Source organism: Mycobacterium sp., assembly GCF_049280035.1.
Classification (GTDB): domain Bacteria; phylum Actinomycetota; class Actinomycetes; order Mycobacteriales; family Mycobacteriaceae; genus Mycobacterium.
Map to the genome: position 1 here is coordinate 1 of NZ_JBAPPI010000476.1, position 7,158 is coordinate 7,158.

The window sequence follows — 7,158 nt, forward strand, 5'->3', positions numbered from 1 at the left end:
ACAACTACCTCAACCTGGTCCCGATGGCCGCCCAACTCGGCGTGTTGCCGACACCGACCGGGGCGGGCCGAAATGCACCGCCCTCCAACGAGGATATCGCCCGCGTTGCGGTGGGCGCCTTGCTGGACCCGCACCACCATGACGGTCGGGCCTACCGCCCGACCGGCCCAACGCTTCTATCCGGAGCCGACATCGCCGGCGCCGTGGGTGAGGCCTTGGGCCGCAGGGTACGCCACATCGATATTCCCCAGCGGATGTTCATGAAGGCCGTCCGCGTCAACGCCAAGCGACTTGGAGCCGACCTGTTTTTCGAATCCAGCGTGCGCCACTACCTGCCCGAGTATGCCCTAGGTACCTGGGAGGTCGGCGGTCCTACGACCCACGTCCGCGATGTCGCCGGTGTCGAACCCGAAGACTTTCTGACCATCGCACGCCGCTATGTCAGTGGCCCGGAATCTCGGCGCACTGCAAGCAATCTCATCCGTCAAATAGGGCTATTCATGCTGACCGGACTCGTACCGATGCACCGCCTCGATCGGTTCGACCAGGTCCAGCAACATCCCCGTCCAGCCCATCCGCGGTTATCCGGCCAGTCCACAGTCTGGCGAAACGAGCACACCGCAGAAACCGACAGTCGGCTCCGAGCAATCGACGCCGGCGTAGCACAAAGACGTAGCAGAAAAGCGCAGACATCAAACATGATCGGACAAAAGGAAGTAACGCGATGAGTACAGCATCATCTGCTCCAGCAGGCGGCAGCACCTATGTGCTAGGCCATGCCGACGTGGAGGTGCGGCGGCTTCTCCTGCAAGGACGGCTGTATAACGATTACACCGAGCATGCGCTACGGCTCGCCGGGCTGCGACCCGGTATGCGAGTGCTCGATGTCGGCTGCGGGCCCGGTGACGTGTCGTGTATCGCCGCTCGGCTGGTCGGTCCCACAGGAACCGTTCTCGGTGTGGACGCCGCACCCGAGATGATTGAGCTTGCCGGTGCCCGCGCGGCCGAACAAGGTTTGTCTGCAGTGCATTTCAAGCAAGCAGGAATTGACATAATCACCCTTGATGAACCGGTCGACGCAGTAGTTGGCCGGTTGATCCTGATGCACTTGCCCGATCCAGCGGCCACGCTGCGGCGCCTCAGCACGTTCGTGCGCCCCGGTGGCGTCGTTGCATTCTCCGAGAATGACATCACCGGAACACACAGCAACCCGGACATGCCACTGTTCCGGCAGGTGACAACCGGGATCGCCCGCGCCTTTGAGGCCATGGGGCTCAGCCCGCAATTTGGCACCACACTGCACACGATCTTCGCCGATGCCGGCCTAGGCGCGCCACGTATGACTCTCGGCACGCCGATAGGCACCGCCGCCGACACCGACATGCTGGCCTACGCCGCGGAAGTCTGGCGCTTGGTATCTCCAATAGCAAAACAGGAGGGCTTCGATATCGACGAGCTCGCCGATATCGACAACTTCGTGCCGCAGTTCCGCCAGGAGGCGCTTGCGGTCAACGCCCTTATCACGATGCCTCCCATGATCACCGCATGGGCTCAGGTACCCGACAAGCTCGCCTGATCGGAAAGACAGCAGAAATGACCGACACCCAAATCCCCGCCCAGTACTCGACTGGCCTGTCTCAGACCAACATCGAGCAAGCCCTCATTGCCGCCGGAAAGAACCTAGACCATCTTCAGCCGGCAGACCTCGCGCTGTTGGAGGACTTCCACACCATGGGTCGCATCGCCACGAGCCAACTGGTGGATCTGATCGGCATCACCAGTGACAACCAGGTGCTCGACGCGGGTAGTGGGATCGGCGGCACCGCTCGCTTCGTCGCCGACACGTGTCGGTGCGACGTTAACGCGGTCGATCTGACCGAGGAGTATTGCGAAACGGCGCGATGGCTCAATCGACTTGTCGGGTTGGACAAGCGGATTTCGGTTCATCAAGCAGACGTCACCGAATTGCCCTTCGCTGATGCCACTTTCGACGTCGTCTTCAGCCAGCACGTTCAGATGAACATCGCCGACAAGCCCCGCCTCTATCGTGAAGCACGCCGAGTGCTGGCCAGCGGGGGCCGGCTTGCCCTGTGGGACATCACAACTGGCGAGCTCGGCGGACTCGACTACCCACTGCCATGGGCCAACCAACCAGAGGTCAGCCACCTGGCCACGCCAGACGAGTTGCGCGTCGTCGTCGAGTCCGCGGGGTTCGCGATCGACCACTGGAACGACCTCACCGACCAGGCGGGCACCTTGATGCAGACACTTTTGGCACTGCCGCCCAGCCCGCTCGGACTGCAAGCCTTCGTCACCAACTTTGCGCAGAAAGCTAACAACCTGACTGTTGCCCTCGCCGACGGACGACTCCGCGCCATCCAAGGTGTGGCACGAGCAATCACCTAAGACCGCCCCGGCTTGACGCGTGCGTAGTCATATGACTACAGTGGTTTCCATGCAGGTGTAGTCATTTGACTACACATCAGGTGAGAGGACCACTGCAATGACGATTCCATCGACATCCACCCTGACCGTGGCGCAGTTGGGCAGCCGCATCGGCGCCCGCATCGACGGCGTCCTGCTGGCCGGCGATCTTGACGCCGCCACGGTCGGACAGATCCGCGCGGCGCTGCTGCGCCACAAGGTGATCTTCTTCCGGAACCAACACCACCTCGACGATGCCCAGCAGCAGGCTTTCGCTGCGCGCCTGGGCACTCCGATCGCCCATCCGGCGGTCCGGCACGAGAACGCGCCGATCATTACTCCGATCAACTCCGATTACGGCAAGGCCAACCGCTGGCACACCGACGTCACGTTCGTCGCGAACTACCCCGCTGCGTCGATCCTGCGCGCCGTCACGCTGCCCAGCTACGGCGGATCGACGCTGTGGGCATCCACCGCGGCGGGTTACCAGGCGTTACCGGAGCCGCTCAAACACCTCACCGAGAATCTCTGGGCGCTGCACAGCAACCGCTTCGACTATGTCGCTGCTGCCCAGGCGCAGACCGAGGAGCAAAAAGCGCATCAGACCCGGTTTGAGAAGCCGGACTTTCGCACCGAGCATCCGGTGGTGCGGGTACACCCGGAGACTGGTGAGCGGACCCTGGTCGCCGGTGACTTCGTGCGCGGCTTCGTCGGTCTGGACAACTACGAGTCGCAACTGCTCTTAGAGTTGCTGCAACGGCGAATCACCATGCCGGAGAACACCATCCGGTGGAATTGGGAGGCCGGTGACGTCGCCATCTGGGACAACCGGGCTACCCAGCACCGTGCGATCGACGACTACGACGATCAGTATCGGCTGATGCACCGGGTCACCGTGATGGGCGATGTGCCCGTCGACGTGCACGGCCGGCGCAGCCGCGTGATCAGCGGCGCTCCGCTGCGGGCTCTCCAGGCCGCGGCAAGCTGACGGGTCGCGTAGCCAAAGGCCGGGAAACAGTAGGTCAGCTGAACGTGTGGCGGACCGGCGTCGGGCATGGTGAGGTGTTAATTGCCACGGTCGAAAACACCCCCGGAAGCGAGGTCCGCCGTGCTGGGTCTACCCGAAACGGTGCACGCCTGTCTGTTCGATCTCGACGGTGTGTTGACCGACACCGCGAGTGTCCACACCAAGGCCTGGAAGGTCATGTTCGACGCGTTCCTGCGGCAACATGCCGAACAGACCGGCGAGCCGTTCGTCCCGTTCGATCCGGTCGACGACTACCTGAAATATGTCGACGGCAAGAAACGTGAAGACGGCGTCCGCTCGTTTCTGGCCAGCCGCGGCATCCAACTGCCCGACGGCGACCCCGACGACACGCCCGATAGGGACACCGTCTACGGGTTAGGCACCCGCAAAAACGATGCCTTCCAAGAGACGCTGCAGAACGACGGCGTCAAGGTATTCGACGGCTCGCGCCGCTACCTGGAAAAGGTGGCCGCCGCCGGTCTCGCTACGGCGGTGGTGTCCTCCAGCGCCAACACCCGCCAGGTGCTGGAGATCACCGGGCTCGACAAGTTCATCCAGCAGCGAGTCGACGGCGTGACCCTGCGCGAGGAACACATCGCCGGCAAGCCGGCACCGGACTCCTTCTTGCGCGCCGCCCAGCTGCTCGACGTCTCCCCCGCCGAAGCGGCCGTGTTCGAGGACGCGCTTTCCGGCGTCGCCGCCGGACATGCGGGGCACTTCGGGTACGTGGTAGGTATTGACCGTGTGGGCCAAGCCGACGAGTTACGCAGCCACGGCGCCGATGTCGTGGTCACCGACCTCGGCGATCTGCTGTAGGCGCCGCGATGATCCCGGATAACACCTTCCCCGTCGAACCCTGGCAGCTCCGCGAGACCCGTCTGGACCTCAACGTGCTGGCGCAATCGGAGTCGCTGTTCGCGCTGTCCAACGGGCACATCGGACTCCGCGGCAACCTCGACGAAGGCGAGCCGCACGGCCTGCCCGGCACGTATCTGAACTCGTTCTACGAAGTCCGGCCGCTGCCGTATGCGGAGGCCGGCTACGGCTACCCGGAGGCCGGGCAGACCGTCGTCGACGTTACCAACGGCAAGATCCTGCGCCTGCTGGTCGACGACGAGCCGTTCGACGTTCGCTACGGCAAGCTGTTGAGCCACGAGCGGGTGCTCGACCTGCGGGCCGGCACATTGACCCGATACGCGCACTGGGAGTCACCGGTCGGCAAGCAGGTCCTGGTGACCTCGACCCGGCTGGTATCGCTGGCACAGCGCAGCGTTGTCGCCATCGAGTACGTGGTCGAGGCGGTAGACGAATTCGTCCGTGTCACAGTGCAATCCGAGCTGGTCGCCAACGAGGACCAGCCCGTGACGTCAGGTGATCCGCGGGTTGCGGCCATCCTCGACAGACCGCTGGAGGCCGTCCAACACGAGGACACCGAATGCGGGGCACTGCTGATGCACAAGACGCGCGCCAGTGCGCTGATGATGGCTGCGGCGATGGACCATGAAGTCGAGGTAGAAGGCCGCGTGGAGATCACCAACGACGCGCGTGACGACCTCGCCCGCACGACCGTGATCTGCGGGCTGCGGCCGGGCCAGCAACTGCGCATCGTGAAATACCTGGCATACGGCTGGTCAAGCCAGCGTTCACGTCCGGCGCTGCGCGACCAGGCAGCCGCCGCTTTGCACAGCGCACGCTACAGCGGGTGGCAGGGCCTGGTGGACGCCCAGCGCAAGATTCTCAACGACTATTGGGACGGCGCCGATGTGGAGGTCGAAGGCGACCCCATATGTCAGCAGGCGGTGCGGTTCGGGCTTTTCCACCTCCTGCAGGCCAGTGCGCGAGCCGAGGGGCGCGGCATCGCCAGCAAAGGCTTGACCGGCACCGGGTACGACGGCCACATCTTCTGGGACACCGAGGGATTCGTTCTTCCGGTGCTGACCTATACCTTGCCGCACGCAGCCGCCGATGCATTGCGTTGGCGCGCTTCGACTTTGGATTTAGCAAAGGAGCGGGCCGCACAGCTGGACCTCAAGGGTGCCAGCTATCCGTGGCGAACGATTCGCGGCCAGGAATGCTCGGCCTACTGGCCGGCCGGAACCGCCGCGTGGCACATCAACGCCGACATCGCCATGGCTTTCGAGCGCTATCGGATCGTCAGCGGCGACGAGTCGCTGGAGAGGGATTGCGGGCTGGAAGTGCTCATCGAGACGGCCCGGCTGTGGCATTCACTCGGCCATCACGACCGCCACGGAGTGTGGCACCTGGACGGGGTTACCGGTCCCGACGAATACACCGCGATCGTGCGCGACAACGTGTTCACCAACATGATGGCGGCACACAACCTGCGGGTTGCCGCCGACGCGTGCGCCCGGCACTCCGAGGCCGCTCGCGAGCTGGGCGTGACCACCGAAGAGACCGCCGCGTGGCGCGATGCCGCCGACGCCGCGCACATTCCCTTCGACGAAGAACTTGGCGTGCATCCGCAGTCCGAAGGCTTCACCACCTACGCCGAGTGGGACTTCGACGAGAAGACAACCTACCCGCTGCTGCTGCACGAGCCGTACGCGCTGCTCTATCCCGCGCAGGTGGTCAAGCAGACCGATCTGGTTTTGGCCATGTACTGGCAAAGCCACAAATTCAGCGACGAGCAGAAGGCGCGCAACGTCGACTACTACGAGCGGCGCACGGTGCGCGACTCGTCGCTGTCTGCCTGCACCCAAGCGGTGATGTGCGCCAACGTCGGCCATGTGGAGCTGGCGCACGACTACACCTATGAGGCGGCTCTGGTCGACCTGCGCGACCTGCACCACAACACCCGCGACGGCTTGCACATGGCGTCGCTGGCCGGCGCGTGGACTGCTCTGGTCGCCGGCTTCGGCGGCCTGCGCGACGACGAGGGCATCCTGTACCTCAACCCGTATCTGCCCGAGGGCATCTCACGGCTGCGATTCCGGTTGCGCTGGCGCGACTTCCGAGTGACCGTGGACGTCATCCACGACGAAGTGACCTACACGCTGCGCGACGGCCCCGGGGGTGGATTGACTATCCGGCATGCCGGGGAGGACGTCGAGCTCAGCACCAGCGCGCCGACAACGATCACGCTGCACAAGCGTGAGCCGCTGCTGCCCACGCCGCACCAACCACCCGGACGCGAGCCGCTGCACCGGAACGCTTACCGGGTCGATCAGCCAGCCGAGCTGATCGGCTCGATCGGCAGCCAACGCAACCCGCCGGGCGCGTCGGCCGGCACCACCGGACGCTGAGGCGCAATAGGGTCCAGCCGACGGTACGGCTCGCCCTGACGTGGCCGCAGATCGTTTTCACCCTTGTTCGGCCACAGCGAAGCGGCCCGCTCGGCCTGCGCTGAAATCGACAGCGACGGGTTGACTCCGAGGTTCGCCGAGATCGCCGCACCGTCGACCACCGACAACGTCGGGTAGTTGTACACCCGGTGATATGGGTCGATCACACCGTGTTCGGCGCTGTCGCCGATCACCGCGCCGCCCAGGAAGTGCGCGGTCAGCGGGATGTTGAACAGCTCGCCCCAGGTGCCGCCTGCCACCCCGTCGATCTTCTTCGCGATCCGTCGGGTCACCTCGTTGCCGACCGGAATCCACGTCGGGTTCGGCACGCCGTGCCCCTGCTTGCTGACGTAGCGGCGTCGGCCCAGCCTGCCGCGTTTGGTGAACGTGGTGATCGAGTTGTCC

At 64.5% G+C, this 7,158-nt stretch carries 6 protein-coding genes and 1 pseudogene; 6 read left to right on the top strand and 1 reads right to left on the bottom strand.

Annotated elements, in window-relative coordinates; genetic code table 11:
• The 6 genes and pseudogenes from WAN71_RS15625 to WAN71_RS15650 all read left to right on the top strand — a co-directional run.
• Window positions 1-728, top strand: a pseudogene (locus WAN71_RS15625) (hypothetical protein); the annotation flags it as partial.
• Window positions 725-1,576 (top strand): class I SAM-dependent methyltransferase, encoded by an 852-nt coding sequence (locus WAN71_RS15630; protein WP_422226201.1) that lies wholly within the window; start codon window positions 725-727, stop codon window positions 1,574-1,576. The pseudogene WAN71_RS15625 and the gene WAN71_RS15630, both read left to right, overlap by 4 nt.
• Before the next feature lie 17 nt (window positions 1,577-1,593).
• The gene (locus WAN71_RS15635) at window positions 1,594-2,406 is read left to right on the top strand and encodes a class I SAM-dependent methyltransferase (protein WP_422226202.1); all 813 of its coding nucleotides are present in this window, start codon (window positions 1,594-1,596) and stop codon (window positions 2,404-2,406) included.
• Window positions 2,407-2,503: 97 nt separating this feature from the next.
• Window positions 2,504-3,412, top strand: a complete 909-nt coding sequence (locus WAN71_RS15640; protein ID WP_422226203.1) for a TauD/TfdA dioxygenase family protein — start codon at window positions 2,504-2,506, stop codon at window positions 3,410-3,412.
• A gap of 81 nt (window positions 3,413-3,493) precedes the next feature.
• Window positions 3,494-4,267, top strand: a complete 774-nt coding sequence (locus tag WAN71_RS15645; protein ID WP_422226204.1) for a beta-phosphoglucomutase family hydrolase — start codon at window positions 3,494-3,496, stop codon at window positions 4,265-4,267.
• A gap of 8 nt (window positions 4,268-4,275) precedes the next feature.
• On the top strand, window positions 4,276-6,714 hold the full coding sequence (locus WAN71_RS15650) for a glycoside hydrolase family 65 protein (RefSeq protein WP_422226205.1): 2,439 nt from the start codon (window positions 4,276-4,278) through the stop codon (window positions 6,712-6,714).
• Here the strand turns inward: WAN71_RS15650 and WAN71_RS15655 are convergent.
• On the bottom strand, window positions 6,636-7,158 hold a 523-nt coding region (locus WAN71_RS15655), incomplete at its 5' end, for a GMC oxidoreductase (protein WP_422226206.1). The genes WAN71_RS15650 and WAN71_RS15655 overlap by 79 nt on opposite strands.

What these genes read in the sequence shown, in the direction of transcription:
- WAN71_RS15650 (WP_422226205.1), top strand. Translation starts at nt 4,276, where the DNA reads ATGATCCCGGATAACACCTTCCCCGTCGAACCCTGGCAGCTCCGCGAG.
- WAN71_RS15630 (WP_422226201.1), top strand. Translation starts at nt 725, where the DNA reads ATGAGTACAGCATCATCTGCTCCAGCAGGCGGCAGCACCTATGTGCTA.
- WAN71_RS15640 (WP_422226203.1), top strand. Translation starts at nt 2,504, where the DNA reads ATGACGATTCCATCGACATCCACCCTGACCGTGGCGCAGTTGGGCAGC.
- WAN71_RS15635 (WP_422226202.1), top strand. Translation starts at nt 1,594, where the DNA reads ATGACCGACACCCAAATCCCCGCCCAGTACTCGACTGGCCTGTCTCAG.